The following is a 25,746-nucleotide window of genomic DNA, read 5'->3' on the forward strand; positions in this document are numbered from 1 at the left end:
GCCCCCGCCAACCCCAGCGAGGGCTGAGGACCGGCACCCGCACGCAGGGCAGCCGCGCGGCCGACCGCGTGCGACTAAAATCCCGCCTCCGCATGGTGTTCTGCCATGCTTCGCTCCATCCGCAAAGTCATGACCCGCAAGCTCTTCGTCACCACTGCCCTGCCCTATGCCAACGCCAATTTTCATATTGGCCACATCATGGAGTACACGCAGGCTGACATCTGGGTGCGCTATCAGCGCATGCAGGGCCAGCAGGTGCACTTTGTCTGCGCCGACGATGCGCATGGCGCGCCCATCATGATTGCGGCCGAGAAGGCCGGCAAAACGCCGCAGCAGTTCGTGGCCGACATCGCCGCAGGCCGCAAGACCTATCTGGACGGCTTCCACATCAGCTTCGACAACTGGCACTCGACCGACGGCGCCGAGAACCACGAGCTGTCCAGGGAGGTCTATCTGGCCCTGCGTCGCAACGAGCTGATCGAGGTGAAGACCATCGAGCAGTTCTTCGACCCCGAGAAGGCGATGTTCCTGCCCGATCGCTTCATCAAGGGCGAATGCCCCAAGTGCGGCGCCAAGGACCAGTACGGCGACTCCTGCGAGGTCTGCGGTGCCGTCTACACCCCTACCGAGCTGAAGAACCCCTTCTCGGTACTGACCGGCGCGACGCCGGTGATGAAGAGCTCCGAGCACTATTTCTTCAAGCTCAGCGACCCCCGCTGCGTGAGCTTTCTCGAACAGTGGACCCAGACCCCCGGGCGCCTGCAGACCGAGGTGCTCAACAAGATCAAGGAATGGTTCACCAAGGATGACGAGGGCAAGGGCGGCCTGGGCGACTGGGACATCAGCCGCGACGCACCCTATTTCGGCATCGAGATTCCGGACGCACCCGGCAAGTACTTCTATGTGTGGCTGGACGCGCCGATCGGCTACCTGGCCTCGCTGAAGAACTACCTGGGCAAGCTGGGCCAGGACTTCGACGCCTATATGGCCGACCCAAGCGTGGAGCAGGTGCACTTCATCGGCAAGGACATCACCTATTTCCACACCCTGTTCTGGCCGGCCATGCTGCACTTCAGCGGCCGCAAGACGCCCAACCATGTCTATGTGCATGGCTTCCTGACCGTCAACAACGGCGAGAAGATGAGCAAGAGCCGCGGCACCGGCCTGGACCCGCTCAAATACCTGAAGCTGGGCCTGAACGCCGAGTGGCTGCGTTACTACCTGGCCGCCAAGCTCAACTCCAAGGTCGAGGACATCGACTTCAACCCCGAGGACTTCGTCGCGCGCGTCAACAGCGACCTGGTCGGCAAGTACATCAACATCGCCTCGCGCGCCGCGGGCTTCCTGAGCAAGCGCTTCGGTGGCCATCTCTCCGGCGATCTGGGCGTGGAGGGGCGTGCCCTGCTGGACGGCCTGCGCGCCCAGGCTGGCGCGATTGCCGAGCTCTACGAGGAGCGCGAATTCGGCAAGGCGCTGCGCGAGATCATGCTGCTGGCCGACCGCGTGAACGAGTACGTGGACCAGAACAAGCCCTGGGAACTGGCCAAGCTGGAAGGCAAGGACGCGGTGCTGCACGATGTCTGCAGCGTCTGCATCGAGGCCTTCCGCCTGCTCAGCATCTACCTCAAGCCGGTGCTGCCGGCGCTCGTGGCCAAGGTCGAGGCCTTCCTGCGCGTCGAGCCCATGCAGTTCGCCGATGCCGCGCGCGCGCTCGGCGCGCATCAGATCGGCAACTACGAGCACCTGATGCAGCGCGTCGACCTGAAGATGGTCGAGGCCCTGTTCGAAGCCCCGCCCGCGCCCAAGGTGGTGCCCGGCGGTGAAGACCTGGCCCCCGAGATCAAGATCGATGATTTCGGCAAAGTGGATCTGCGCATCGCCAAGATCCTCAAGGCCGAGCATGTGGAAGGCTCCGACAAGCTGCTGCGCCTCACGCTCGACGTCGGCGAAGGTCGCACCCGCAATGTGTTCAGCGGCATCAAGAGCGCCTACCAGCCCGAGCAGCTGGAAGGCAAGCTCACCGTGATGGTGGCCAATCTGGCGCCGCGCAAGATGAAGTTCGGCATCAGCGAGGGCATGGTGCTGGCCGCCAGCCACGCCGACGAGAAGGCGCATCCCGGCATCTTCGTGCTGGAGCCCTTCCCGGGCGCCCAGCCCGGCATGCGGGTGCGCTGAGCGCCCGGGCCGACCCGTAAAATTCAACCCATAGACAACCGCGAGCAAGCCGATATGCCGTTCTTCTGGAAGCCCTACAAGTCCGATGTGACCAACTTCATCGACGAGTTGCGGGCCAAGAAGCCCAGCCTCGAGCAGGAGCAGCGCGATGGCCGCGCCCTGCTGTGGGACAAGCAGGTGGACCGTCAGGCCCAGGCCGATTTCCGCACCGCGCGCGTGGCGCAGCAGCCCTACGTCTACCAGACCAAAGAGCACTGACGCAGCGGGGTCAGGTCTTGAGCGATCCTGTCGCCGGCACGCCGCCGTCGCCGCCGTTGACGGAATTGGCCGAACTGCCGGCGCTGGCCGATGCCGTGACCGAGCCGGTGCTGGTGGAGACGATTGACGGCGTGGCCGTGGCGCGCCTGTACGGCGAGCCGCTGTTCGCCATGCCGCAGGACCTCTACATCCCGCCGGATGCGCTGGAGGTCTTTCTGGAGGCCTTCGAGGGCCCGCTGGACCTGCTGCTCTACCTGATCAGGCGCCAGAACTTCAACATCCTCGACATCCCGCTGGCGGATGTGACGCGCCAGTACCTCAGCTATGTGGACCAGATCCGCAAGCACAACCTGGAGCTGGCGAGCGAATACCTCTTGATGGCGGCCATGCTGATCGAGATCAAATCTCGCATGCTGCTGCCACCCAAGAAGAGCGACGACGGCGCCGAGCCCGAGGACCCGCGCGCCGAGCTGGTGCGGCGCCTGCTGGAGTACGAGCGCATCAAGCTCGCCGCCGCCAAGCTCGACCAGGTGCCGGTGCTGGGGCGCGACTTCCTGCGCGCCCAGGTGTTCGTCGAGCAGTCGCTCACGCCGCGCTTTCCGGATGTGGCGGCCGACGACCTGCGTGCCGCCTGGGCCGAGCTGATCAAGCGCGCCAAGCTGGTCCAGCACCACAAGATCAGCCGCGAGCAGCTCTCGGTGCGCGAGCACATGAGCATCGTGCTGCGCCGCCTGCAGGGGCGGCGCTTCGTCGAGTTCGAGGAATTGTTCGATGTCAGCCGCGGCCAGCAGGTGCTGGTGGTGACCTTCATCGCGATGCTGGAGCTGGCGCGCGAACGCCTGCTGGAGATCACCCAGGCCGAGGCCTTTGCGCCCATCTATGTGCGCCTGGCCTATTCGCCCACGGAAATCAACTAGACCGCGGCGTGCCGGAAGGTCGTGAACTGGCTGTCGGGCTGGCGCTGCACCATCTGACTCACCGCCAGCACGGCCTGGGTGCGTGAGCTCACGCCCAGGGCCTTGAGCACCGCGGCCACATGGTCCTTGATGGTCTCGACCGACACGCCCAGCTCGCGCGCAATGATCTTGTTGGGCTTGCCCTGCAGCAGCAGGGCAAGCACATCGGTCTGACGGGGCGTCAGCGACAGGCCCTCCAGGCCGGTACTGCCCTGGAAGCTCGCCGCGCTGGCCAGTTCCTGGATCTGGCGCAGCTTGTTGGGCGCATCCTCGGGCACCAGATTGCGCGACCCCTCGTTGCCCAGGCTCATGGGCGGCACATAGATGCCGCCCGACATCACCAGCTTGAGCGCCTGGGCCAGCATCTCGGTGCTGGTGCGCTTGGGGATGAAACCCATCGCGCCCTGGTCGATGGCACGGATCACATCGCTGGCGCGGTCGGAGGCCGAGATCACCACCACCGGCAGGGCCGGGTAGGCGGCGCGGAATTCGTCCAGCACGTCGAAGCCGCTGGCATCGCCCAGATGCAGGTCCAGCAGCACCAGGTCGAAGTCCTGGCGCGACTGCAGGGTCTGGCGTGCCGCCGCGGCACTGTCGGCCCCCACTACCTCGACAGCATCGCCCAGGCCCTCGATCACGGTCTGCAGGGCCGACAGGATCAGCGGGTGGTCATCGATGAGCAGCACTCTCATGGGCGGCCCTCCTCTACTGGCGATGTGCTTTGCATTTGGGCCCGAATGATAGGCGGGCGCATGCGCTTTGGGCACACCCCTATTGGGTGGACAGGCTGGAATGCTTGTTCGCCAGGCGTATTGCTAGGCGTACTGGCGCGTCAGCGATTCGGCCACGCAGACCGGCTTGGCCTGACCCTCGCGCTCCACCGTCACCTCCACGGTGAGTTGCACGCCGGCTTCCAGTGCCTCGAAGGCGAGCAGCTTGAAGCGGCCGCGCAGCCGGCTGCCCACCGGCACCGGCGCCGGAAAGCGCACCTTGTTGAGCCCGTAGTTCAGGCCCATGCGGGTCTGTGCGATGCGGAAACCGGTCTCGAAGAAGATCGGCAGCAGGCTCAGGGTCAGAAAGCCATGGGCGATGGGCGTACCGAACGGCCCGGCGGCGGCGCGCGGCGGGTCGGTATGGATCCATTGCTGATCGTCGGTGGCGTCGGCAAAGCGCTGGACGCGCGCCTGGTCGATCAGGATCCAGTCGCTCGTCGCCAGTTCCTGGCCGACCAAGGGCTGCAACTCGGCAAAACTCTCGAACACACGCATCAGGCATCCAACCATTTCGTGAGCGGCTGCCACTGCGCCAGATCGCGTTCCACCCGGCTGCTCGCGACATCCCAGAGCGTCAGGCCCCGGGCCGCCAATTGCACATAGTTCTGGGTATCGCGCAACAGGCCCAGCACGGGCACCGGCAGCCCCTGCAGAAACTCCTGCAACTGCTGGACCGAGAGCGTGCCGTCCTTGGCACGCATGCCCACCAAGGCCAGCGCCGGCTTCCGCTGATGAGGAGGCAGGGCTGAACCCGCATCTTGCAGGCTTTGGATGAAGTCGTATGTCGCCTGGATGTCAAACAGGCTGGGTTGCAGCGGGACCAGCAGCTTGTCGGCCAGGCGCAGCAGGTTTTCAAGCTTCTTGCCGTGCAGGCCGGCCGGGCTGTCCAGCACCACATGGCTGACGCCCTTGGGCGGCCTGGCGATGTTCTTGGCATCGAGCTCCCAGCTGGCGATCGCGGGCAGCTGCGGTGGCCGCAGGCCCAGCCAGCGGCGCGCCGACTGCTGCACATCCACATCCCCCAGCATCACCGCATGCCCCTGACGGGCGTAGTAGCCGGCGATATTGCTGGCCAGGGTGCTTTTGCCTACGCCACCCTTGGGGTTGGCCACGAGGATCACCGGCATGCTCGCTCCTTGTCGCTGTGCTGCAGCATGTTAGCGATACTGCGGCGATGAACCGCATCCTGATCCTCTGCGCCCATCCGGACCTGGCGCATTCGCGCGTCACCCGCCGGATGCTGGCGCAGCTCGCGGCGCTGCCGCCCGGGCCGACGCAGATCGCCTGCCGCGACCTCTATGCGCTCTATCCCGACTATGTGATCGACGTAGCCGCCGAACAGCAGGCCCTGCGCGAGGCCGACCTGCTGGTGTGGCTGCACCCGCTGCACTGGTACGGCATGCCGGCGCTGCTGAAGCTCTGGGTGGACGAGGTGTTCAGCTTCGGCTGGGCCTATGGGCCGGGCGGCGATGCCTTGTGCGGCAAGGACCTGTGGCTGGTCAGCTCCACCGGCGGCGCCGCCAGCGCCTATCGCGAAGACGGCTACAACCGCCATCCAATCGAGGCCTTCCTGCTGCCCTACACGCAGACCGCGCGGCTGTGCGGCCTGCGCTTCTTGCCGCCGCTGTTCTTGCACGGCGCGCACCGCGCCAGCGAGGCCGAGCTGCAGCAGCATGCCAGCGGCTTCGTCCAGCAATTGCTCAACTACCCGAACTGGTGTGGCCAGGCCCCCGGGGGCCCGGTGGCGCCCGCCGACCGCGTCCCGGGCGACGAGCGCCCCGCCCCCGACGCCCAGGAGACGTTTTGATGGAGCATGGCAACTGGTTGCACACCCCGCTGGTGTTCATGGCCGCCGCGGTGCTGGCGGTGCCCTTGGCGCGCTGGCTGAGGCTGGGTTCCATTCTTGGCTATCTGGCGGCGGGGGTGCTGATCGGCCCCGGCGCCCTGGGCCTGGTGAGCGCGCCCGCCACCATCCTGGAGGTGGCCGAGTTCGGCGTGGTGCTGATGATGTTCCTGGTCGGGTTGGAGCTGGAGCCACGCCGGCTCTGGGCCATGCGGCACCCGATCTTCGGCTGGGGTTCGCTGCAGCTGCTGGGCTGCACCGCCGTGCTGCTGGGCCTGGCGCTGTTCTTCGGCCTGCCCTGGCGGCCGGCGCTGGCGGCCAGCCTGGGGCTGGCGATGTCGTCCACCGCGGTCGCGCTGGCGGTGCTGGCCGAGCGCAATCTGGGCCAGACCAGCGCCGGCCAGAGCGTGCTCAGCGTGGCGCTGTTGCAGGACATTGCCGCCATCCCCGTGCTGGCCCTGGTGCCCATCCTGGCGCTGGCCGGCCCCGCCGAAAGTGCGGGCGGCTGGCATGCGCTGAAGGCCCTCGGCGCGGTGCTCACCATCGTGCTGGGCGGCCGCCTGCTCCTGCGCCCGCTGCTGCGCTGGATCGCCGCCAGCGACACGCCCGAGATCTTCACCGCCGCCGCTCTGCTGCTGGTGCTGGCCACCGCGGCCCTGATGCAGGCGGTCGGCCTGTCGATGGCGCTGGGCGCGTTTCTGGCCGGCGTGCTGCTGGCCGAGAGCGAGTACCGGCGCGAGCTGGAAACCGATATCGAGCCCTTCAAGGGCCTTCTGCTGGGCCTGTTCTTCATCGCCGTGGGCATGGGGCTGGACCTGCGCGTGCTGCGCGAGCAGCCCGCCCTGGTGGCCGGCCTGCTGGCCGCCCTGCTGCTCGGCAAGGGCCTGCTGCTGAGCGCCATGGCCAGGCTGATGCGCCTGCCCATGGTGGAGCGGCCGGTGTTCGTGATCCTGCTGGCCCAGGGCGGCGAATTCGGCTTCGTGGTGTTCCAGCTGGGCCAGCAGTCCGGCCTGCTCAGCGCCAGCCAGGGCTCGGCCCTGGTGGCCGCGGTGGCGCTCTCGCTGGCCTGCACGCCCGCGCTGCTGCTGATCTCGGACCGCTGGCTGCTGCCGCGCCTAGCCGCCAAGGGCCGGCCGCCGCTGGAAACGCTCAAGGAACAGCAGCAGGCGCCCATCATCATTGCCGGCTTCGGCCGCTACGGCCAGATCGTCGGCCGCATGCTTTATGCCAACGGTTACACCGCCACCGTGCTGGAGCATGATGCCGAGGCCGTGGAGGGGCTGCGCAAGTTCGGCTGGCGCGTCTTCTACGGCGATGCCTCGCGCCTGGATCTGCTGCGCACCGCCGGTGCCGCCAGCGCCCGCGTGCTGGTGCTGGCGGTCGACGACGTGGCGCAAAGCCTGGCGATCGCCGAGCTGGCGCGCACCCATTTCCCGCAGCTGCAGGTGGTGGCGCGGGCGCGCAATGTGCGGCATTACTACAAGCTGCGCGATCTGGGCGTCACCCTGATCGAGCGCGAAACCTTTGATGCCGCGCTGATGAGCGCGCGCAGCGTGCTGGAGCTGCTGGGCCTGCAGCCGCATGCGGCGCGCAAGCTGGCCTGGCGCTTCCGCCGTCACAACCTCGAGCAACTCGCGCTGATGGCGCCGCACCACAAGGATGAAGCCACGCTGGTGGCGATGGCCAAGCAGGGCCGCCAGCAACTCGAGGAGATGCTGGCGCAGGAGCGCGCCGCCGCCGCCCGGCATCCGCCCCAGGCCTGGGGGCCGCCCGCCGCCGAGCACGACCAGGGCGTTTGAGACAATCGCCCCATGTACGCTCCTTCCCAACTCGAGGTGCGGCGCTTCTTCTGCGCCACCTACCGCAAGCTGCGCGACCGCCAGCCGCTCTCACCGATGGAGGCGATCGCCGCCGACTGGATCGATCAGCACCCGGAGTACCACGCCGAACTGGCGGACGAGGAAGCGGCGCTGGCCGCCGTCTACAGCGTCGAGGAGGGGCGTACCAACCCCTTCCTGCATCTGTCCATGCACCTCACCATCACCGAGCAGCAGTCGATCGACCAGCCGCATGGCATCCGCCAGGCGGTGGAGCTGCTGGCGGCCCGGCGCAATTCCCTGCACGAGGCCCATCACGTGGCGATGGACTGCCTGGGCGAGATGGTGTGGGCCTCGCAACGCAGTGGCCTGCCGCCGGATGGCCACGCCTATCTGGACTGCGTACGCAAAAAAGCCACGCAATAGCGTGGCCTTTCGGGGCAGTGGGCCTGCTGGCTTAGGCCTGGATCGAGCCACCCAGGGATTTGCGCTCGGCCTTGCCGGAGGCGGAATAGACGCCGGTCGCTTCGGCCGGCATCAGCACGTCGATGGCGCGGTCCAGTGCCGCGGTGGCGCGCGCCAGCGACTCGCGCTGCGCGGCCACACGGCCACCGGCCAGCACCAGGCGGTTGCGCAGGCCGGCCGGCACATTGCCGGCACGCGCCGCGGCCGAGAAGCGCTCGATCGCCCTGGCCAGCGCCACATGCAGGCTGGCGGCGTGCAACTCGATCGCCTGGGTGTCGCGGCGCAGCAGCGCCTCGCCCAGCAGATTCAGGCAGCTTTCAACCTCGACCAGGGGCAATTCGAGCTCCTGGGAGAGCGATTCGTTGGTTTCTGAAGATGGCAAGGCGTGCATGGTCGGACCCGCCGGGTTGGCGTTCAACAAGGGCTCACAAAGAACTCAAGCCGGCTCCCCTGCGGGAGCCGAAGGCCTCAGTGCGGCGACATTCGGCTGACCATTTCCTGGGCATTCGCGATCAGCTTGTCGGCAATCGCCTCGGCATTGACGCTGAACTTGCCCTCGGCGATGGCCTGCGAAATACGCTGCACCTTGGCCGCGTCGAAGCTGCCTTCGTCCGAAACGCCGGAAATCAGGCTGCTGGCATTGCTGGACAGCGCGACATGCGCGCTGGCCTCGGCGCCACCCGCCTTCTTCGCGCCGCCGGCCGCATGGCCTTGGGCGCGCCCCGCGTCGGCCGCGCCGCTGCGCTCTGTGCCGACCTGAGCCGGTGCGTGCATCTCAGGGCTGTTACCGATCTTCATGGTGTTCTCCAAAGGAAGGGGCTAGCCCCCAACCTGTCCAGGTTTTTCGGTGTATCGACCATCCAGCCGCGAACTTTAGCCCCGCGGCGCAAAAAAAATAGCCAGGCTCCGACCCGCAGGCCGGACCCACGATCAAGGGCGTGCTCATAGCAGCACCTCCACGCGTCGATCACCGACGGCCCGACCCGTGACGGTCCGGCCATTCTCAAAACGCACCCGCACGGTCTGGCCGTCGAGTCCGACGCTGAGCGCCTGACCCTCGCTGGCCACCGCGAAACCGGGCGCTTGCGCCCAGACCCGCACCGTATCACCGGCTGCAAACCACTGCCGCAGCTTGATCGCCCCCGTGCCAAGCGCCTCACCGGCCGACACGGGTCGGCTCAGCGGGCGGCCCAACAAGAGGCCCGGGTCGGTGGTGACCGTCCCGGCAACTGCCGCTATGTCTATTTCGGCCTCGCGCAGATGCTCTTGAGCCAGTACCGTCCCCGCAGCCAGGGGGGTGGCGGCCACCAGGGCGCGGGCATGCACCTGCACCTGCACCGGCAGGGTCACATTCCAGCGCGCCCGGCCATCCACGCAGCGCAGGCCGATGCGGCTGCGGCCCCAGATCTTCTGGCCGGCCGGCAAATAGGGTTCCACCTGGGCGCAGGGTGCCAGCCGCAGGCGTGCATCCAGCTGCCCCACCTCGACCTCCACGCGCGCCCGCTCGGGCGCAGCGGCCCGGGCGGCGGTCTGGGCCAGCTGCTGTACATGGGCAATCAGAGCCGGATCCAGGGGCCCCGCCGGCGGCACGGCCACGTTCGCCGACACCTGCGCCGTCGCACCCAGGGCCAGGGCCAGACCCGCGCCGGCGAGGCGCAGGTGCTGGGCGGCAGCGGGATTGAGGGCGATTTGAAGCATGGGCGGACTGTAGGCCCAGGCGCGGCCGCTTTGAGCGTCGAAATGCGGCCTGAAGTCCTTGCTATTCCCGCTCATGTTTTCCGAGCTGCTGTCCACAATCGCTTCACCTGCCCCATGGCCCCCATGCGTCTTGCATGAGGGCCGCGCAGATTCCAAGGGGAAGCACATGATCAACCGACTCACTGACGCGCTGAACTTCCAGACCGAGGCCCTGACCTTGCGCTCTGAGCGTCAGCGTCTGTTGGCCAGCAATATCGCCAATGCCGACACCCCGGGCTACCAGGCCCGCGACATCGACTTTGCCCGCGCGCTCAAGGAAGCCACCGGCCAGATCGCCACCGCCGGCGCCATGCAGGTCACCCAGGCCGGCCACATCAGCCCGGCCGCCGGCGCTCGCAGCGACAGCCAGAAGCTGCACGCCCTGGCGGCGCAGACCAATCTGGACAGCAACACGGTGGACATGGATCGCGAACGCGCCAACTTCGCCGACAACGCGGTCAAGTACGAGGCCACGCTGCGCTTCATCAACAGCAGCGTGCGCACCACGCTGGACGCGATGAAGTCGCCGAATGCCGCTTAAGGCTGCATAAGGCCGCATAAGGAGTCACGCCATGTCGATGTTCCAGATCTTCCATGTCGCCGGCAGCGCCGTCAGCGCGCAGAGCCAGCGCCTCAATGTGGTGGCCAGCAACCTGGCCAACGCCGACACCGTGGCCGGCCCCGACGGCCAGGCCTACAAGGCGCGCCAGGTGGTATTCCAGACCCAGCTGATGGGCGCTGGCCAGGACCAGGGCAATGCCGGCGTGCGCGTGAGCGAGATCTCCGAGGACCAGACCCCCGGCCGCCGCGTGCACGACCCCAAGCATCCCAAGGCCGACGCCGAGGGCTATGTGACCTACAGCAATGTCAACAGCGTGGAGGAAATGGTCAACATGATCTCGGCCTCGCGCTCCTACCAGAACAACATCGAGGTCATGACGACAGCCAAGAGCCTGTTGCTCAAGACCTTGCAAATGGGTCAATCCTGACCCGCCGCCCGGAGCTCGCCATGGCTGTCAGCACTGTCACCCCCACGACCACGAGTGGCACGACCACCACCACCAAGACCGGTGCCACCAAGGATGCGGCGCAGACCGCGGCCGACACGCAGGACCGCTTTCTCAAGCTGCTGGTGGCGCAAATGAAGAACCAGGATCCGATGAATCCGATGGACAACGGCCAGGTGACGACGCAGATGGCGCAGATCCAGACCGTCAGCGGCATCAGCACCCTCAACAGCAATCTGCAGGCCATGTCCAGCAGCCTGGGCAGCCAGTTCAGCCAGATGCAGGTGCTGCAGGGCGCGGGCCTGGTGGGCCGCGATGTCTCGGTGGCAGGCAACCGCATCGCCATGAATGCAGAGACCGGCAAGGGCGAGGGCAGCTTCGAGATCGCCAGCCCCGCCGACCGCGTCAAGCTGGAGGTGCTGAATGCCTCCGGCGCGGTGGTGGACACGGTGGAACTGGGCGCCCAGACCAGCGGCCTGCACGGCTTCAGCTGGGACCCCAAGCAGCTCGACACCAGCGGCAGGCTCTCCTTCCGCATCAGCGCCAGCAGCGGCAGCGCGGCGCTCTCCAGCACCACCTATGCCTCGGACCGCGTGGTGGCGGTCAACAACAACAGCGGCAAGCTGCAGCTGCAGCTGCAGAACCTGGGCCCGGTGGATTACACCAGCCTGAAGACGATCGACTGACCCCGCTTTACTGACACCAGACCAGACAGGACGACACATCATGGGCTTCCAACAAGGCTTATCCGGACTGAACGCAGCGAGCAAGAACCTCGAGGTGATCGGCAACAACATCGCCAATGCCAACACCTTTGGCTCGAAGTCTTCGCGCGCCGAGTTCGCCGACGTCTACGCCAGTGCGCTGAATGGCGCGGGCCAGAGCCCGGTCGGCATCGGCACCTCGCTGGCCGCGGTCTCGCAGCAGTTCACGCAGGGCAACATCTCCACCACCGAAAACCCGATGGACCTGGCCATCAACGGCGCCGGCTTCTTCCAGGTCAGCGACGGGCTCAACCCCACACTGTACTCGCGCAATGGCCAGTTCAAGATCGACCGCCAGGGCTTTGTGGTCAACAACGCCGGCCTGAAACTGCTGGGCTACCCGGCCGATGGCACGGGCCAGATCCAGCCCGGCCTGGCCCAGCCGCTGCAGCTGCCCACCGCCGGCATCACGCCCGCGGTGACGCAGAAGATCAATATGGAGTTCAACCTCGACTCGCGCGCCAAGACCACCGCCCCCGATCCGGCCGGCCCGCAGACCATGAAGCTGGACGATGCCAAGACCTACAACAACGCCACCTCGTTGACGGTCTATGACGCCAAGGGCCAGGACGTGGCCCTGACCTTCTACTTCCAGAAGCAGGACCCGAGCCCCCCGCCGCCCGACCCGACCTCCACCGTGACCTGGAACGTCTATGCCACCGCCAACGGCGTGCCCGTCGAGGTCGACTCGGCCGGCAATCCGACGCCGGCGGACGCCGACGGCAACCCCACGGCGCCCTACACGCAGCTGAAGTTCGCCAACTACGAGGACAACAGCGTCAGCCCGCCGATCAAGATCGGCCAGCTGGTGCCGCCCACCACCACGCTGGACATGGCCATCCCGGCGGCCGCCAATTCGCGCGGCACCCTGACTCTGCCGATCAGCGGCATCAAGCTGGACATGACCAAGGCAACCGAGGGCGGCACCAGCTTTGCCGTCACCGACGTCAAGCAGGACGGCTACGCGCCCGGCCAGCTCTCGGGCATCCAGATCGACGACAGCGGCGTGATCATGGCGCGTTACTCGAACGGCCAGTCCAAGCCGGCCGGCCAGGTCGAGTTCGCCACCTTCCGCAACCCGCAGGGCCTGCAGCCGGTGGGCGGCAACGCCTGGTCGCGCACCTTCGCCTCGGGCGAGGCGGTGGTGGGCACGCCGGGTGACGGCAATATGGGGGTGCTGCAGTCCGGTGCGCTGGAAGAGTCCAACGTCGACATGACCGCCGAGCTGGTGAACATGGTGACGGCGCAGCGCGTCTACCAGGCCAATGCACAGTCGATCAAGACGCTGGACCAGGTGCTGCAGACCCTGGTGAACCTGCGCTGATCGCCGTTTCTGAGCGCCAAGGAGTACCGCCATGGACCGCATGATTTACCTCTCCATGGCGGGCGCCAAGGCCTCGATGCAGCGCCAGGATGTGCTCGCCAACAACCTGGCCAATGTCTCGACCAATGGCTTCCGCGCCGAGATGGCCGCCTTCCGCGCCGTGCCGGTGCGCGGCGATGGCGCCAGCACGCGCGCCTATGCGCTCGAGACCACCATCGGCTACAACGCCGAGCCCGGCGTGATCGCGGCCACCGGCCGCAACCTCGACGTGGCCATGAAGGGCAACAGCTGGCTGGCCGTGCAGGGGCTGGACGGTACCGAGGCCTACACGCGCGCCGGCTCGCTGGACGTCAACAACGAAGGCCTGCTGGTGCTGCGCAACGGCCTGCAGGTGCTGGGCGACGGCGGCCCCATCAACGTGCCGCCCGATACCGAGGTGCAGATCGGCAGCGATGGCACCGTCAGCGCCAAGGCCAATAATCAGAAGCCCACCACCATCGGCCGGCTCAAGCTGGTGACGCCCGAGGGGCCGCTGACGCGCGGGCCCGACGGCCTGTTCCGCGCCGCCGACGGCGACCTGCCGGCCGACCAGGCCGCGCGCCTGCAAGACGGCGCGCTGGAGGGCTCCAACGTCAGCCCGGTCGAGACCATGGTCGGCATGATCGCCGCGGCACGCCAGTTCGAGCAGCAGATGAAGCTGCTGCAAATCGCCCAGACCCAGGGCCAGACGTCCGCCAAGCTGCTCGGCAGCAACTAAAGAGGCTCACCATGATTCGCTCCCTCTTCATCGCCAAGACCGGCATGGAAGCCCAGCAGACGCAGCTGGACACGATCTCGCACAACCTCGCCAACGTCGGCACCAACGGCTTCAAGCGCAGCCATGCGGTGTTCGAGGACCTGATCTACCAGAACCTGCGTCAGAGCGGCGCCAACACCACCGACCAGACCCAGCTGCCCACCGGCCTGCAACTGGGCCTGGGCGTGCGCACCGTCGCCACCTCGCGCAATTTCAGCCAGGGCAATCTGCAGCAGACCACCAACAACCTGGACCTGGCGATCAAGGGCAGCGGTTTCTTCCAGATCCAGATGCCCGACGGCACCACCGCCTACACGCGCGACGGTTCCTTCCAGCTCGACTCGGCCGGCCAGATCGTCACCAACAACGGCTACACCCTGCTGCCCGGCATCACCATCCCGGCGAACGCACAAAGCGTCACGGTGGGCCAGGACGGCACCGTCAGCGTGGTGGTGCCCGGCAATACCGCGGCGCAGACCCTGGGCCAGATCCAGGTGGCCAATTTCGTCAACCCCTCGGGCCTGGAGCCGCGCGGGCAGAACCTCTTTGCCGAGACGGCCTCCTCCGGCACGCCCAATGCCGGCGCCCCGAATGCCAACGGCCTGGGCGCGCTGCAGCAGGGTTTCGTCGAGACCTCCAACGTCAATGTGGTGGAAGAGCTGGTGCAGATGATCCAGACCCAGCGCGCCTACGAGCTCAACTCTAAGGCCGTACAAACGTCCGACCAGATGCTGCAAAAGCTCGCTCAACTCTGAGGCGCGCCATCATGAAGCAGACCATGCCTTTTGTGATGCTGGCCCTGGCCAGCCTGAGCGCTTGCAGCACCATGTACCGCGAACCGCATATCGAGATGCAGAACGCGCCGGTGGTGCAGCTGCCGGCCGCGCCCACGGTGGTGGCCGCCAACGGGTCCATCTACCAGGCGGCCAGCTACCGGCCGCTGTTCGAGGACCATCGCGCGCGCCTGGTGGGCGACACCCTGACGATACAGATCGTCGAGAAGGTCAGCGCCAGCCAGAGCTCCACCAGCGAGATCGACAAGAGCGGTGCGCTGAGCGCCGGCGTCACCGCCCTGCCCGGCATCTCCAGCAACTCCTTCGGGCGCGCCTCGGCGGCGGGCTCGTCGAGCAACAAGGCCACCGGCAAGGGCAGCAACCAGAACACCAACGAGTTCAGCGGCACCATCACCGCGGTGGTCACCGCGGTGCTGGCCAACGGCCACCTGATGATCAGCGCCGAGAAGCAGATCGGCGTGAACCACAATGTCGACGTGCTGCGTTTCTCGGGCCAAGTGGACCCGCGCAGCATCCTGCAGGGCAATACCGTGCCCTCGGCTTCGGTGGCAAATGTGCGCATCGAGCAGCGCGGCCGTGGTGTCGTCAACGACGCCCATGGAATAGGCTGGTTGTCGCGCTTCTTTTTGAACCTTTCGCCCGTTTAAGTTTCTCCAGAATCGGTCGCACTAGTCTCAAGTGCGGCCGCCATGTCTACCACCCCAATCTCGCAGCAGTTCCAGCGCCTTCTCGGGTGGTTTTTCCTGAGCATGGCCCTCGTCAGCGCCACGGCCCAGGCCGCCCGCATCAAGGAGGTGGCCAGCGTGCAGGGCGTGCGCAGCAACCCGCTGGTGGGCTATGGCCTCGTCGTCGGCCTCGACGGCACCGGCGACCAGACCACCCAGACCCCCTTCACCGGCCAGAGCCTGACGGCGATGCTGCAGCAGTTCGGCGTCATCCTGCCCCAGGGCGTGACCATGCAGCCGCGCAATATCGCCGCGGTGATGGTGACCACCTCGCTGCCGCCCTTCGCCCAGACCGGCCAGCAGCTCGATGTGGTGGTGTCCTCGATCGGCAATGCCAAGAGCCTGCGCGGCGGCACCCTGATCGCCACGCCGCTGCGCGGCACCGACGGCCAGATCTACGCGATGGCCCAGGGCAATCTGATCGTCGGCGGCGCAGGCGCCTCGGCGGGCGGCTCCAAGGTGCAGATCAACCACCTGAGCGCCGGCCGTGTGCCCGCCGGCGCGCTGGTGGAGCGCACCGTGCCCACCGCGCTGCAAAGCGGCGACAGCATCCAGTTCGACCTCAACGCGGCCGATTTCAACACCGCCCGCAATCTCGCCAAGACCATCAACAAGGCCAAGGGCGAGGGCGTGGCCCAGGCGCTGGACGGCCGCACCGTGCGCGTGCGCGTGCCCGCCGACCCGGACCAGCGCGTCAGCTTCCTGGCCGATCTGGAAGACCTGCCGCTGGACCTCAGCAGCCCGGCCGCCCGCGTGGTCATCAATGCGCGTACCGGCTCGGTGGTGATGAACCAGGCGGTGGCGCTGAGCGCCTGCGCGATCGCGCATGGCAATCTGTCGGTGACGATCAGCTCCACCCCCCAGGTCAGCCAGCCCGGCCCCTTCTCGGGCGGCCAGACCACCGTCACCGAGAAGACCGATATCTCGATCAAGCAGGAACCCGGCTCGCTGATCCAGCTGCCCACCACCGCCAAGCTGGCCGATGTGGTGAAGGCGCTGAATGCGCTGGGCGCCACCCCGCAGGACCTGCTGGCCATCCTGCAAGCGATGAAGAGCGCCGGCGCCATCACCGCGGAACTTGAGGTGATCTGACATGGCCTTCAATCCCCTGCCCCTGAATACCGGCAGCTACAGCGGCGGCAACGCGCTGAACGCCGACACGCGCTCGATCGATGCCCTCAAGGCCTCGGCCGCGCGCGACCCCAAGGCCTCCATCAAGGAGGCCGCCAAGCAGTTCGAATCGCTCTTCATGCAGGAGGTGATGAAGAGCATGCGCGCCTCCACGCTGTCCTCGGGCCTGCTCGACAACTCCGCCACGCAGATGGGCACCGAGATGCTGGACCAGCAGTTCGCCGGCAAGATGACCGGCCTGCCGGGCGGCCTCTCCGCCGCCATCGAGCGCCAGCTGCAGCGCCAGATGGGCATCGCCGACGGCGGTGCCAAGGACGCCACCAAGACCCTGCAGCCCCTGCCCGCGCTGGCCAAGAAGGGCATCGCCCCGCATGTGCAGAGCTTCATCCAGAAGCATGACGCGGCCGCCAAGTCGGCCCAGGAGCAGACCGGCATCCCCGCCAGCTTCATGCTGGCGCAGGCGGCGCATGAGTCGGGCTGGGGCAAGCGCGAGATCAGCAACAAGGACGGCAGCCCCTCCTTCAACGTCTTCGGCATCAAGGCCACGCCCGGCTGGACCGGCAAGGTGGCCGAGGTGCAGACCACCGAATACATCGACGGCAAGGCCCAGAAGGTCACCGCCAAGTTCCGCGCCTATGGCAGCTACGACGAGGCCTTCAAGGACTACGCCAGGCTGATCGGCAGCAACGAGCGCTACCGCGACGTGGTGGCCAAGGCCGGCACGGCCGAAGGCTTTGCGCGCGGCCTGCAGAAGGCCGGCTATGCCACCGACCCCGAGTACGCCGACAAGTTGGCGCGCGTCATCAACACCACGGTGCGCGTGCAGCGCGCCCTGGCCTAAGGACAGATCATGGGCACCGGAGCACTGCTCTCGCTGGGCATGCGCGCAATGTTCGCCAACCAGGCGGCCTTGCAGACCATCGGCCAGAACATCGCCAACGCCAACACGCCGGGCTACTCGCGCCAGCAGGTGGTGCTGACCACGCCGGCCGGCCAGGTCACCGGCGCCGGCTTCTTCGGCAAGGGCGTGGTGGTGCAGACCGTGACGCGCAGCCACAACGAGTTCCTCACCAAGGAAGCCTTCAACTCCAGGTCCATCGCGGCCATGGACAACACCGCCAATAACCAGCTGGCGCAGCTCGAGAAGCTGTTCCCGCCCGGCGAACAGGGCCTGGGCTTTGCCGCCAACCAGCTGCTGAATTCGCTCATGGACGTGGCCAGCCACCCGGCCGACCCCTCGGCACGCCAGGTGGTGCTGGGCCGCGCACGCGAGCTGGCCTCGCGCTTCGCCGGTGCCGGCCAGCAGCTCACCGATCTGCAGGCCGGCGTGGTGAGCGATCTGTCGGCCAATGTGTCCATCGTCAATCAGCTGGCCAAGCAGATCGCCACCGCCAACGACCAGATCGCGCGCGCCAACGGCACCGGCCACACGCCCAACGACCTGCTCGACCAGCGCGACCAGCTGGTCTCGCAGCTCAGCGAGTACATGCAGATCTCCACCCTACCGGCCGACGACGGCACGCTGGGCGTCTTCATCGGCGGCGGCCAGCGCCTGGTGCTGGGCGCCGATGCGCTGCAGCTCTCGGTCAGCCGCGACCCCTACGACAACACCCGCGCCACCGTCAGCATCACCGAGGGTCAGCGCACCCGCACGCTGGACGAGAGCGTGCTCACCGGCGGCTCGGTCGCCGCGCTGCTGAACTACCAGAACAAGGACCTGCAGGACGCGCGCAACATGATCGGCCAGCTCGCCACCGCAGTGGCGACGCGCGTCAACGAACAGCAGGCGCTGGGCTGGAACATGTCCGAGCCGCCCGGCGTCGGCGCGCCCATCTTCACGATCGGCAAGCCGCGTGCCCTGCCGGCCGCCACCAATGCCAAGAACCCCGATGGCAGCTATGCCACGCCGGTCAAGCTCGATCTGGTGCCGGGGCAATCGAATCTGTTGCAGGCCAGCTCCTACAAGCTCACGGCCGACCCCAGCGACCCGAGCAAGTACCAGCTGGTGCGGCTCTCCGACGGCCTGACGCGCAGCGTCTCGGCGGGCGACCAGGTGGACGGCTTCACCATCACCTTCCCGGCCGGCCCGCCAATCTCCACCGACAGCTTCGTGCTCGAGCCGGTCGCCAGCAGCGCCATCGACATGAAGCGCGTGCTCGACTCCACCTCGGGCATCGCCGCGGCCTCGCCGCTGAGCGCCAACGCCAAGGTCAGCAACCGCGGCACCGCCACGGTGGACTCGCTGTTCGCGGTGAACCCGAACGTGCACGGGCTCTACGACCTGAGCAACCCCGCGCTGGACAAGGTGCCGGCCTCGCTGAGCTTCACCAACACCAACGCCCTCGATCCCAAGGGGCTGGACTACCAGTTGACCCTGGCCGATGGCACGGTCTACACCGGCACCTGGTATGCCGGCCAGAGCATCGGTGTGGACCCGAACGCGGTGCCGCCGATGGACCTGGGCTTCAAGCTCAACATCAACGGCGTGCCCAAGGTGCCCGAGACCGTCAATGGCGTGGCCTTCCCTGGCGACACCATCGACATCACGCTGACCAAGTTCCCGGCCAACAACAATGGCAATGCCAAGGCCTTCCTGGCCCTGCAGAAGGAAGCCTATATCGGCCAGAGCGTGCTGCCCGACGGCAGCCTCTCGGCCGGCGCCACCATCACCGATGCCTATGCGGCCTCGATGTCGGAGATCGGTGCGCGCGTGCAGGGCGCGAGCTATCTGTCGGACGTCTCGGCCAGCGTGGCGGCCGATGCCGAGGCCACGCGCGCCGGTTTTGCCGGCGTCAATCTGGACGAGGAGGCGGCCCGGCTGATGCAGTACCAGCAGGGCTACCAGGCCGCAGCCAAGGTGCTGCAGACCGCCCAGACCATCTTCCAGGAACTGCTGTCGCTGTCACAGCGTTGATGAAGAAAAGCATCGCCGAGGGCTGAATCATGCGTTTGTCTACCGCCAATATCTTCGATGCCAGCATCGCCACCCTGCAAAAGCGCCAGCAGCATATGCAGGACTCGCAGCAGCGCCTCACCTCGGGCAAGCGCATCGAACGCGCCAGCGACGACCCCACGGGCGCCGCCCGCGCGGAACGTGCGCTCGCCGCGATCGGCCAGGTGGAGGCGAATCAGCGCGCGCTGGATGCCAGCCGCAATTCGATGACGCTGAGCGAATCGGCGCTGGGCGATGCCGGCGAGATCCTGCAGCAGATCCGCGAGACCCTGGTGGCGGCCGGCAATGCCAGCTACAGCGACCCCGAGCGCGCCGGCCTGGCCAACAAGATCTCCGGCCTGCGCGCCCAGCTGCTCTCGATCGCCAACCGCCCCGACGGCGTGGGCGGCTTCCTGTTCTCCGGCCAGGGCTCCAGCAACCCGCCCTTCCTGGACACGCCCGGCGGCGTGGTGTTCGCCGGCCTGCCCGGCTCGGTGGAAACCGGCAACCTGGACAGCTTCGCCCTCACCGTGGACGGCCGACTGGCCTGGGAGCAGGGCCGCAGCGGCAATGGCAGCTTCGTGACCGGCGCGGCGGCCAACAGCATCACCGGCTCGCCGGCCAAGGGCTGGATCGACTCGGGCCGCGTGCTCGACCCCAAGCAGCTCACCAGCAACAACTACGACATCGCCATCAGCGGCGTCGCCCCCGCGGCCACCTATACCTTCACCAACACCGACACCGGCGCGGTGCAGAGCGGCGCCTTCTCGCCCGGCCAGACCCTCAGCTTCGAGGGCATGGCGGTGCAGATCGGCGGCGCGCCGGCCGATGGCGATCTGTTCCAGATCAAGCCGGCCAGCAGCGACCTGAAGCTGTTCGCCGTGCTGGACCAGGCCGTCACCGATCTGCGCACCACCAACCGCGGCGGTGCCGAGATCACCCAGGCCAATCTGGTCGCCATCCGCGATCTGGATGCGGCGATGAGCAACTTACAAAATGTTCGCAGTCAGGTGGGCGAACGCATGAACAATCTGGACGGCTCCGAAAATCGCATGGCCGCGCTGAAGCAGTACAGTCAGCAGGAACGCTCGGCTGCCGAGGATCTGGACATGGTGCAAGGCATCTCCGATTTCCAGAACCAGCAGACCGGCTACGACGCGGCGCTCAAGACCTATGCCATGGTGCAACGCATGTCCCTGTTCCAATACATCAATAACTAATGAGCAATCACCACAGCATCCTGGGATCCCTGGCCCTGGGCTACACGCCCATGGTCGACAAGCAACGCCTCATCGAAGCCAGCCGCCTGACCGTCTTCCCGCTGCGCCCCGACGCCAAGCTGGATGCCGCCGAACTGCTTGCGGCGGTACAGGATGTCTGGCCCGCCGGTGGCGCACCGGTGGTGCTCAACATCCTCAACGAGGGCCTGCTGAAGGACCTGCTGGCCAGCCCGCTGCCCAAGAACATCAGCCTTGAGCTGCCGAGCTTCATGGCCGGCGATGCCAGCCTGGCCGAAAGCCTGGCGGCGCGCGCCGCCGAAGGCCTGGGGCTGATCCTCAAGGGGCGCCCGCATGGCGCCATGCCGCCCGGCTTCAAGCAGGTGGTGCTGGACCTGGACGAGGAGCGCGCCAACGCCGCCGGCACGCACCAGCTGCCGGCCGGCGGGCGGCTGCTGTTCACCGGCGTGCACAGCGCCGCGGACTTTGACGAATGCTTCCGGCGCGGCGCCCAGTCGGTGCTGGGCTGGCCCATCCATGGCGAGTTCGAGGCCCCGGCCACGCCGTCCGCCAAGACCGAGGTCCAGGCCGATCTGCAGGTGATCGTCGAGCTGATGTCGCGCGTCGACCAGGGCGAGGACATCGTGCGCCTGGAGCAGACGCTCAAGCGCGACCCCAGCCTGGCCTTCAAGCTGCTGCGCTACCTGAACTCGGCCGCCTTCGGCCTGCCGGTGGAGGTCACCTCCTTCCGCCACGCCATCATGCTCTTGGGCTATCCGCGCCTGAAGCGCTGGCTGGCCCTGCTGCTGACGACCGCCAGCAAGGACCACAATATGCGCCCGGTGATGCACGCCGCGCTGCGCCGTGGCCTGCTGCTGGAAGACCTGTCCAAGGGCATGAGCGACGCCGAGCTGCGCGACGAGATGTTCATCTGCGGCCTGTTCTCGCTCTTGGACCACATGCTCAAGCAGCCCTTCGACAAGCTGCTGCAGTCCATCCCCATGCCCGAGCGCGTGCGCCAGGCCCTGGTGGACAAGACTGGCCCCTACCAGCCCTATCTGGAGCTGATCCACGCGATCGAGAGCGAATCGGTGTTCGACTACCGCAGCGCGGCCGAGAAGCTGATGCTGGGCGCCGAGGAAATCAACCATGCGCTGCTGCGCGCGCTGAGCAAGGCGGCGCAGCTCGAGTGAGCGCGTGAACAGACCCTAAACTGCGGGTCCATGCCCTCCCAGCTCTCGCTGCTCTCCCAAGACCTCGCCGCCCTGCGCGCTCTGATGAGCGGGCTGGGCGACGCCGTGGTGCTGATGGACGAGCGCCTCGAGGTGCTGGAGGCCAACCCGGCGGCGCAGCAGCGGCTGGGCGTCAAGCCCGGCGCTCAGCTGCCGGTGCTGCGCTCCAGCAAGGGTTCCAAGCTGCAGGACTGGCTGACCCTGGCCATGCATGCGCTGCGCGAGAGCCGGCGCGTGCCCGCCGCCCCCACCCTGGCGCTGGCCGACGGCACGCGCGCCCAGCTGCAGCTGCTGTCGGTGGACGCCGACACGCCCGACCCGGCGCGCTGGATTCTGCATGCGCGCCTGGAGGCGCTGGCCGAAGCGCCGCCCGCCACAACCACCACAACCACCGCCACCGAGCCGAACGCCGGCCATCTGCTGGACCAGGTGGTGCTGTCCTCGCCCGGCTGGGCACGCGAGCTGATCAAGATCTTCTGGTCCTCGCCCTTCCCGGCCTATGTGCAGGATGCCCAGTACAAGCTGGTGGTGGCCAACCATGCCTTTCTGGAGCTGTTCGGCCGCCCGCTGGAGCAGCTGGTGGGGCGCGATCTGGTCGACTGGCTGGCGCCCGCCGACCGCGCGGCCCAGCGCATGAACCGCCCGCAGCGGCCGCAGCGCGCGCTGGCGCGCTCGCTCACCCGGCGCGTGCAGGCAGCGGCGGAGTTCCGCCTGCTCGACGCCAGCGGCCGCGAGCGCTGGATGCGCGCCAGCCAGCACCGCATCAGTGACGAGAGCCAGCCGCCGCTCTACATCTGCCTGCTGCAGGACTGCACCGCCGAGCTGGCCGCGCGCGAGCAGGCCGAGCGCTCGCAGCGCGAGATGGAGCAGTGGCTGGACATCAACCCGCTGCCCATGGTGGTGTTCGACGAGGGCGGCCTGCTGCTCAAGTGCAACAGCGCCTTTGCCGCCCTCAGCATCGACGCGCCCACCAGCCTGTTCGACGCCCCGCCCGCGCTGCAGCAGCTGCTGGCCTGGCGCGAGGGCAGCCTGCTCGACGCGCTGAAGCACAGCACGCAGATCTATCTCACCCAGGCCACCCTGGTGGACCCGGCCGGCAAGACGCGCTGGCTGCAGGGCCGGCTGCGCGCGATGCAGCAGGCGCCGGGAAGCGCGCGCCGCTATATGGCGGTGCTGGAGGACCGCAGCCTGGAACAGGAGCGCGACCTGGCGCACCAGCAGCTCGATGCGCTGATGGACACCGCCGGCGTCGGCCTGGCCACCTTCGCCCAGGACGCCGGCTGGCTGCGCCCGCGTACGCCCAAGCCCGCCGCTGCGGCGGCCCCCGGCGCGCCGGCCGCCGCCCATCCCCTGCAGGGCCTGCAGGGCGTGGGGCGCGACATCGTCGAGCCCGATTCGATGGCCGAGTTCGAGCGCCTGCAGCGCGCCCTCAAGCGCGGCGAGCGCGTCGAGGTGCGCTACGCGGTGCGCCATCCCGAGCTGGGGCGGCGCTGGCTGCTGACGCGCGTGGAGCCCGGCCAGCTCGCCTCCGGCCAGCGCACCACCTCGGTGGTGACGCTGGACATGACGGCGCAGCAGCAGGCGCAGGCGCGCAGCGAGCAGCTGCTGCACGAGCTGGCCACCATCATGGACGGCGCCAGCCTGGGCCTGGCCTATCTGCGCGGCGAGCATCTGGTGCGCTGCAACCCCGGCTTCGGCCGCATGCTGGGCTTCGAGCAGACCCTGCATGCCGGCGCCAGCATCGCCCAGCTGTTCGCCGCCCTGCCCGACCTGTGCCAGCAGATCCAGCTGGCGCTGCCGGGGCTGGAGCCGCAACAGCATTTCGAGGCCGAGTTCGTGCAGGTGGGCACCGAGGCGCCCGGCACGGCGCGCTGGCTCTCGCTGAGCCTGCGCCGCGTGCTCGCCGCAGTGCCACAGGCGGAGACCGAGACCATCGCCGTGATCAGCGACATCAGCCGGCTGAAGGCCCAGCAGGCGCAGCTGGAAAGCCTGGTGCAGGACCGCGAGCTGATGTTCAGCCTTTCCGACGTGGGCATCGCGATCCTGCGCCAGGGCAAGATCGAGCGCGCCAACGACGCGCTCGCCAGCCTCACCGGCTATCGCATCCACGAACTCTCAGGCCTGCCGCTGCAGGAGCTGTTCGAATCGGCCACCGAGTACGAGCACCAGCAGGCGGCCATGCAGGCCGCGCTGACGCGCTCGGGCCTGTGGCGCGGCGAGCGCCGCGTGCGCCGGCGCGACGGCAGCTCGCTGTGGATGCAGGTCAGCAAGCGCGCGATGCGCCGCGGCCAGCCCGAGGCCGGCCTGATCGCCACCTATGTGAATGTGGACGACCGCTGGCGCGCCCAGCAGTCGCTGATGCTGCAGACCGAGCGCGAGCGCGCGGTGCTGGATTCGGTGCTGGTGGGCATCGTCACGGTGGGCCGCGGCGGCATCGAGTGGATGAACCGCTCGGCGCGCCGCATGTTCGGCGGCGATCTGAGCGCCTTCGCGGGCCAGCCCATGAGCATCGTGGCAACACCTGACCCCGACCATCCGTTCCGCCAGTCGCATTACCTGGACGAGCTCACCGAGGGCCAGGCCGAGACCTTCGAGTGCCGGCTGAAGGCGCGCGACGGGCGCGAGTTCTGGGTGGTGGGCAATGCGGTGGTCACCGGCCTGGAGGAGACCGGCCGTCAGCTCACCTACGCGCTGCTGGACATCGAGCGGCGCCGCCAGGCCGAGGCCCAGACCCTGGCCGCCCAGGCCTCGCTGCGCCGCATCATCGAGGCCGCGCCGCTGGCCATCAGCCTGCACGACGCCAAGACCCTCAAGGTCGAGAAGATCAACCAGGTGGCGGCGCGCCTGGCCGGCCGCAGCGAGGCCGAGCTGCTGGGCGCCAGCCCCGAGGAACTGTTCGGCGTCGAGCAGGGTGAGCAGATCCGCCGCGACATGGAGGACGCGCTGCTGGTGGACGCGGTGACGCACCGCGAGTACCGGCTCGGGCGCGAGGGCCAGACCAGCGTCTGGGATGCGCGCCTGCTGCACCTCAGCGAGATGAACGAGCTGGGCGACAGCAGCGAGCCCGAGCAATTGCTGCTGGTGGCCAGCGACGTCACCGAGCACCGCGCCGCCGAAGAGGCGCGCCTGGAGGCGGCGATCTCGCAGCGCGAGCTGCTGGTGCGCGAGGTGCACCACCGCATCAAGAACAATCTGCAGGGCGTGGCCGGGCTGCTGCAGCAGATCGCGGCGCGCCGGCCCGAGGTCAAGGCGGTGATCAGCGAGGCGGTCGGCCAGGTGCAGGCGATCGCCCAGGTCTACGGCCTGCAGGTCGGCGCCTCCGGGCCGCTGCGCGTGCGCAAGGTGGTGGAGGCCATCACCGGCTCGGTGCAGCGCATGTTCGGGCGCGAGATCCGCACCGAGATCGGCGGCGAACTGGCCGGGCAGAGCCACCTCTGGGGCCTGCCCGAGGCCGAATCGATCCCGATCGCGCTGACGCTCAACGAGCTGCTCACCAACGCCATCAAGCACAGCGGCGAGCAGGGCCAGGTGAGTTGCCGCCTGCTCTGCGAGCAGGGCCATGTGGCGGTGGAGATCAGCAACCCCGGCCAGCTGCCCGAGGGCTTCAAGCTCGCCAACGTGCCGGGCGGGGTCTCGGGCCTGGGCCTGGTGCGCGCCCTGCTGCCGCGCCGCTCGGCCATTCTCAGCATGGAGAACCAGGGCGATCAGGTGGTCTGCACGGTGGAGCTCTACCCGCCCAGCGTGAACCTGCTGGCGCCGCTCTGAGCGAATTCTTTAATTCAGCGACAATGAAGCCAATT

At 67.9% G+C, this 25,746-nt stretch carries 25 protein-coding genes; 19 read left to right on the plus strand and 6 right to left on the minus strand.

Annotation, left to right across the window (positions count from 1 at the left end; translation table 11 throughout):
- Positions 1–129 precede the first annotated feature (129 nt).
- From metG to AC3WQY_RS19175, 3 genes are all read left to right on the plus strand, one after another.
- Positions 130–2,175 carry a methionine--tRNA ligase gene (gene metG, locus AC3WQY_RS19165; protein ID WP_492710126.1) on the plus strand — a complete coding sequence of 682 codons (2,046 nt, stop codon included), beginning with the start codon at positions 130–132 and terminating at the stop codon, positions 2,173–2,175.
- 54 nt (positions 2,176–2,229) lie between these two features.
- Complete coding sequence (locus AC3WQY_RS19170; RefSeq protein ID WP_285231416.1) at positions 2,230–2,433, plus strand: DUF3460 family protein; 204 nt, start codon at positions 2,230–2,232, stop codon at positions 2,431–2,433.
- Positions 2,434–2,498: 65 nt separating this feature from the next.
- On the plus strand, positions 2,499–3,350 hold the full coding sequence (locus tag AC3WQY_RS19175; RefSeq protein WP_492710178.1) for a segregation and condensation protein A: 852 nt from the start codon (positions 2,499–2,501) through the stop codon (positions 3,348–3,350).
- Here AC3WQY_RS19175 and AC3WQY_RS19180 read toward each other — a convergent pair.
- The 3 genes from AC3WQY_RS19180 to AC3WQY_RS19190 form a co-directional block, all read right to left on the minus strand.
- Positions 3,347–4,081, minus strand: a complete 735-nt coding sequence (locus AC3WQY_RS19180) for a response regulator (protein ID WP_285231415.1) — start codon at positions 4,079–4,081, stop codon at positions 3,347–3,349. The two genes, AC3WQY_RS19175 and AC3WQY_RS19180, sit on opposite strands and share 4 nt — an antisense overlap.
- A gap of 123 nt (positions 4,082–4,204) precedes the next feature.
- Complete coding sequence (locus tag AC3WQY_RS19185; RefSeq protein ID WP_492710129.1) at positions 4,205–4,657, minus strand: MaoC family dehydratase; 453 nt, start codon at positions 4,655–4,657, stop codon at positions 4,205–4,207.
- Complete coding sequence (locus AC3WQY_RS19190) at positions 4,657–5,289, minus strand: nucleotide-binding protein (protein WP_285231413.1); 633 nt, start codon at positions 5,287–5,289, stop codon at positions 4,657–4,659. The genes AC3WQY_RS19185 and AC3WQY_RS19190 overlap by 1 nt, the downstream gene beginning before the upstream one ends.
- 47 nt (positions 5,290–5,336) lie before the next feature.
- Between AC3WQY_RS19190 and kefF the strand changes: the two genes are divergently transcribed.
- Genes kefF through AC3WQY_RS19205 form a run of 3 tightly spaced genes read left to right on the plus strand, consistent with a single transcriptional unit; the run spans position 5,337 to position 8,248 of the window.
- Positions 5,337–5,969: a glutathione-regulated potassium-efflux system oxidoreductase KefF gene (gene kefF, locus AC3WQY_RS19195; RefSeq protein WP_492710131.1), complete on the plus strand. Its 633-nt coding sequence runs from the start codon at positions 5,337–5,339 to the stop codon at positions 5,967–5,969.
- Complete coding sequence (gene kefC / locus AC3WQY_RS19200; RefSeq protein ID WP_492710132.1) at positions 5,969–7,804, plus strand: glutathione-regulated potassium-efflux system protein KefC; 1,836 nt, start codon at positions 5,969–5,971, stop codon at positions 7,802–7,804. The genes kefF and kefC overlap by 1 nt, the downstream gene beginning before the upstream one ends.
- A 12-nt stretch (positions 7,805–7,816) precedes the next feature.
- On the plus strand, positions 7,817–8,248 hold the full coding sequence (locus tag AC3WQY_RS19205; protein WP_492710134.1) for a DUF1841 family protein: 432 nt from the start codon (positions 7,817–7,819) through the stop codon (positions 8,246–8,248).
- 31 nt (positions 8,249–8,279) lie between these two features.
- On the opposite strand, the gene AC3WQY_RS19210 is transcribed toward AC3WQY_RS19205, so the two are convergent.
- From AC3WQY_RS19210 to flgA, 3 genes are all read right to left on the minus strand, one after another.
- A complete protein-coding gene (locus tag AC3WQY_RS19210; RefSeq protein WP_425334612.1) occupies positions 8,280–8,678 on the minus strand; it encodes a hypothetical protein in 399 nt (132 codons plus the stop codon).
- A gap of 77 nt (positions 8,679–8,755) precedes the next feature.
- The gene (flgM, locus tag AC3WQY_RS19215) at positions 8,756–9,085 is read right to left on the minus strand and encodes a flagellar biosynthesis anti-sigma factor FlgM (RefSeq protein WP_285231408.1); all 330 of its coding nucleotides are present in this window, start codon (positions 9,083–9,085) and stop codon (positions 8,756–8,758) included.
- A 144-nt stretch (positions 9,086–9,229) separates the two neighbouring features.
- Positions 9,230–9,985: a flagellar basal body P-ring formation chaperone FlgA gene (gene flgA / locus AC3WQY_RS19220; protein WP_492710136.1), complete on the minus strand. Its 756-nt coding sequence runs from the start codon at positions 9,983–9,985 to the stop codon at positions 9,230–9,232.
- 166 nt (positions 9,986–10,151) lie between these two features.
- On the opposite strand from flgA, the gene flgB reads away from it, so the two are divergent.
- The 13 genes from flgB to AC3WQY_RS19285 are packed head-to-tail and all read left to right on the plus strand — an operon-like array spanning position 10,152 to position 25,711.
- Entirely contained in the window at positions 10,152–10,565 is a 414-nt protein-coding gene (flgB, locus tag AC3WQY_RS19225; protein ID WP_285231406.1) for a flagellar basal body rod protein FlgB, read from the plus strand.
- A gap of 31 nt (positions 10,566–10,596) precedes the next feature.
- The gene (gene flgC, locus AC3WQY_RS19230; RefSeq protein ID WP_285231405.1) at positions 10,597–11,013 is read left to right on the plus strand and encodes a flagellar basal body rod protein FlgC; all 417 of its coding nucleotides are present in this window, start codon (positions 10,597–10,599) and stop codon (positions 11,011–11,013) included.
- Positions 11,014–11,033: 20 nt separating this feature from the next.
- A complete protein-coding gene (locus AC3WQY_RS19235; protein ID WP_492710139.1) occupies positions 11,034–11,717 on the plus strand; it encodes a flagellar hook assembly protein FlgD in 684 nt (227 codons plus the stop codon).
- 40 nt (positions 11,718–11,757) lie between these two features.
- The gene (flgE, locus tag AC3WQY_RS19240; RefSeq protein ID WP_285231403.1) at positions 11,758–13,119 is read left to right on the plus strand and encodes a flagellar hook protein FlgE; all 1,362 of its coding nucleotides are present in this window, start codon (positions 11,758–11,760) and stop codon (positions 13,117–13,119) included.
- 31 nt (positions 13,120–13,150) lie between these two features.
- Positions 13,151–13,876, plus strand: a complete 726-nt coding sequence (gene flgF, locus AC3WQY_RS19245; protein ID WP_492710141.1) for a flagellar basal-body rod protein FlgF — start codon at positions 13,151–13,153, stop codon at positions 13,874–13,876.
- Between the two features lie 11 nt (positions 13,877–13,887).
- The gene (gene flgG / locus AC3WQY_RS19250; RefSeq protein ID WP_285231401.1) at positions 13,888–14,670 is read left to right on the plus strand and encodes a flagellar basal-body rod protein FlgG; all 783 of its coding nucleotides are present in this window, start codon (positions 13,888–13,890) and stop codon (positions 14,668–14,670) included.
- Positions 14,671–14,681: 11 nt separating this feature from the next.
- A complete protein-coding gene (locus AC3WQY_RS19255) occupies positions 14,682–15,356 on the plus strand; it encodes a flagellar basal body L-ring protein FlgH (RefSeq protein WP_492710143.1) in 675 nt (224 codons plus the stop codon).
- Positions 15,357–15,398: 42 nt separating this feature from the next.
- On the plus strand, positions 15,399–16,526 hold the full coding sequence (locus tag AC3WQY_RS19260) for a flagellar basal body P-ring protein FlgI (RefSeq protein ID WP_492710145.1): 1,128 nt from the start codon (positions 15,399–15,401) through the stop codon (positions 16,524–16,526).
- A gap of 1 nt (position 16,527) precedes the next feature.
- Entirely contained in the window at positions 16,528–17,406 is an 879-nt protein-coding gene (gene flgJ / locus AC3WQY_RS19265; RefSeq protein WP_285231399.1) for a flagellar assembly peptidoglycan hydrolase FlgJ, read from the plus strand.
- A 9-nt stretch (positions 17,407–17,415) separates the two neighbouring features.
- Positions 17,416–19,479: a flagellar hook-associated protein FlgK gene (gene flgK, locus AC3WQY_RS19270; protein WP_492710147.1), complete on the plus strand. Its 2,064-nt coding sequence runs from the start codon at positions 17,416–17,418 to the stop codon at positions 19,477–19,479.
- Between the two features lie 29 nt (positions 19,480–19,508).
- Positions 19,509–20,717: a flagellar hook-associated protein FlgL gene (flgL, locus tag AC3WQY_RS19275; RefSeq protein WP_285231397.1), complete on the plus strand. Its 1,209-nt coding sequence runs from the start codon at positions 19,509–19,511 to the stop codon at positions 20,715–20,717.
- On the plus strand, positions 20,717–21,907 hold the full coding sequence (locus AC3WQY_RS19280; RefSeq protein WP_492710148.1) for an EAL and HDOD domain-containing protein: 1,191 nt from the start codon (positions 20,717–20,719) through the stop codon (positions 21,905–21,907). The genes flgL and AC3WQY_RS19280 overlap by 1 nt, the downstream gene beginning before the upstream one ends.
- 30 nt (positions 21,908–21,937) lie before the next feature.
- On the plus strand, positions 21,938–25,711 hold the full coding sequence (locus AC3WQY_RS19285) for a PAS domain-containing sensor histidine kinase (RefSeq protein WP_492710150.1): 3,774 nt from the start codon (positions 21,938–21,940) through the stop codon (positions 25,709–25,711).
- The last annotated feature ends 35 nt before the right edge of the window (positions 25,712–25,746 follow it).

The sequence above is a fragment of the Roseateles sp. FW301-B2 genome (assembly GCF_058788955.1).